General features: G+C 37.4%; 1 protein-coding gene and 2 pseudogenes. All 3 read right to left on the bottom strand.

The features are described 5' to 3' along the window. The coding region (locus ACFIMS_RS09925; RefSeq protein WP_375696706.1) for an ERF family protein at positions 1-681 on the bottom strand (681 nt) is incomplete at its 3' end. A 141-nt stretch (positions 682-822) separates the two neighbouring features. Then, positions 823-1,552: pseudogene (locus tag ACFIMS_RS09920) on the bottom strand (Rha family transcriptional regulator). Positions 1,553-1,567: 15 nt separating this feature from the next. Beyond that, a pseudogene (locus tag ACFIMS_RS09915) lies at positions 1,568-1,751 on the bottom strand (hypothetical protein); the annotation flags it as partial.

Below are 1,751 nucleotides of genomic sequence, written 5' to 3'. Positions count from 1 at the left end.
TGCTTGTCCTTCAGACATATCGTCGAGCTTTTTGACGTTGACATAAGCAAGTATTTTTTCTTCTTCTGTTTGGGTTTGTACGACAAGTCTTCTGATTTCATTGATCTGTTGTGGAAAAGCCTTTTTAAGAGGTGTGTTCCCATCCGTATCGTCATCTTCACTCACGACATTAAGAAGCATACCTAACAGATATCTGCGTGCGTATGTGATTGCAGAACCAACCGATTGTATATTTGATTTGCATCCTTTAGTGTCATAAGGAAACTTTCCTTCTGTTGAGATTTTATTTCCAGACGGATGCGTCAAAGTCATTTCTATAATTATATTGTCTGAACTCTGTTCTTTGATACGAGAAAACAAAGCAAATCGGTGTTTTGCAAGAGTGTTTTTTACAGCATCAATGTACTGGTCAAGGGTTGCATATTGGCTGTTTGTATGGGTGTTTGTAGAGTTTTTTTGTATTTTTTGATATTCTATTTGCATATTCGAAAGATCACAGGCAAATCTTTCGTAGTTTTGTCGTTCTATTTCTTTTTCTCGTAAGGCAATGAGACGCTCGAGACGGTCCATATCGACGTCATTTTCTAAGGCTCTGTTTAAAATACGTTCCATAGCAGTTTGTTTAACCGCTAAGTGATGCGTTTCTTCAATTTCTGTTAGGTTAGTGTTTTGTTCACTCATCTTGATTTCCTCCTATTTGAGCGCAATTCCCCCGTGGCGTGAATCACGCTGGTGTTAAAATCTTTGTTTTTGTTGCTAGAAACGGCTTATAGAGATACTATAAGATTAGTCATTCGTATTTCTTTTCCATAATTGTTGCTTTTAATGCATGGTTTGTCTTTTAAGCTCTTGAGACAGCACACCAATTCCTTTTGCTGTGATTTTTGCGCAAGGAATGACTTTTTCTATTCCACTTGCGGTTTGAAGTGTGATGGTTGGACAATCCATAAGTTTCTTTTGGATTTTGTCTTGATACGGTAGCAAATTTCCACCTGCTGCTCGTCTGTAAACCCAACCTTTTTGCTGTAAGAATTGAATGAATTGTTTTGGTTGCATCTCGAGTATTTTAGCGGCTTCTGTAAGACCAAAGAGTCCATTATGACGCTGTAAGCTTTCAAGAGCCATGGCTTTTGGTGTTAAATCTTCAATGATGGTGTCTTTTTGATCTATTTGACCTTGTAGGTAATTCAAAAAGCCAATCATAGCCTTTGGACTTGAATAGTCGATTTGTGGTATTGCTGCTTGCTTTTCCAATTCTTGCCAACGGGTCTATAATCCTAGCACGTAATGTCATGCTGTAACCGGAAACTAAGATAAGGCATTCACGCTTAGGGAGGTTGTAACAGTTTTGGGGCTTACCCTGTTTATCTAAATAGGTGGATCCAAATTTGGATTGACCCCCTTCAGGATATAATTCTCCTAACATTTGTCGAATATCACGCATAATATGCGCATGTTGCTTACCGCATAACTCTGCAATTTCACGACTAGACATCGTTTGAACTGTTGTGTTTTGAAAATTGTTTTCAGATATTGTAATAAAGTTTTGCATCATCACCCCCCTTAATTAAGAAAAACACAAGGTTTGATATAATATTCTGCCATAGTTTCTATGACGTTCTGCTTGAGCAATTTTCCTTGCTGCGTGAATTTTGAAGTAATGATTATCAGTTTTATCTGTTTCTATTTCAGATTTTGGACAAATCTTCTGTCTGTTCCATTCTTGTTTTGTAAAAACAAAATCCACGCCT

It is taken from the genome of Bartonella sp. AP331QHHD, assembly GCF_042195905.1.
Classification (GTDB): Bacteria; Pseudomonadota; Alphaproteobacteria; order Rhizobiales; family Rhizobiaceae; genus Bartonella.
This window is presented reverse-complemented; position numbering and strand designations above follow the sequence as displayed.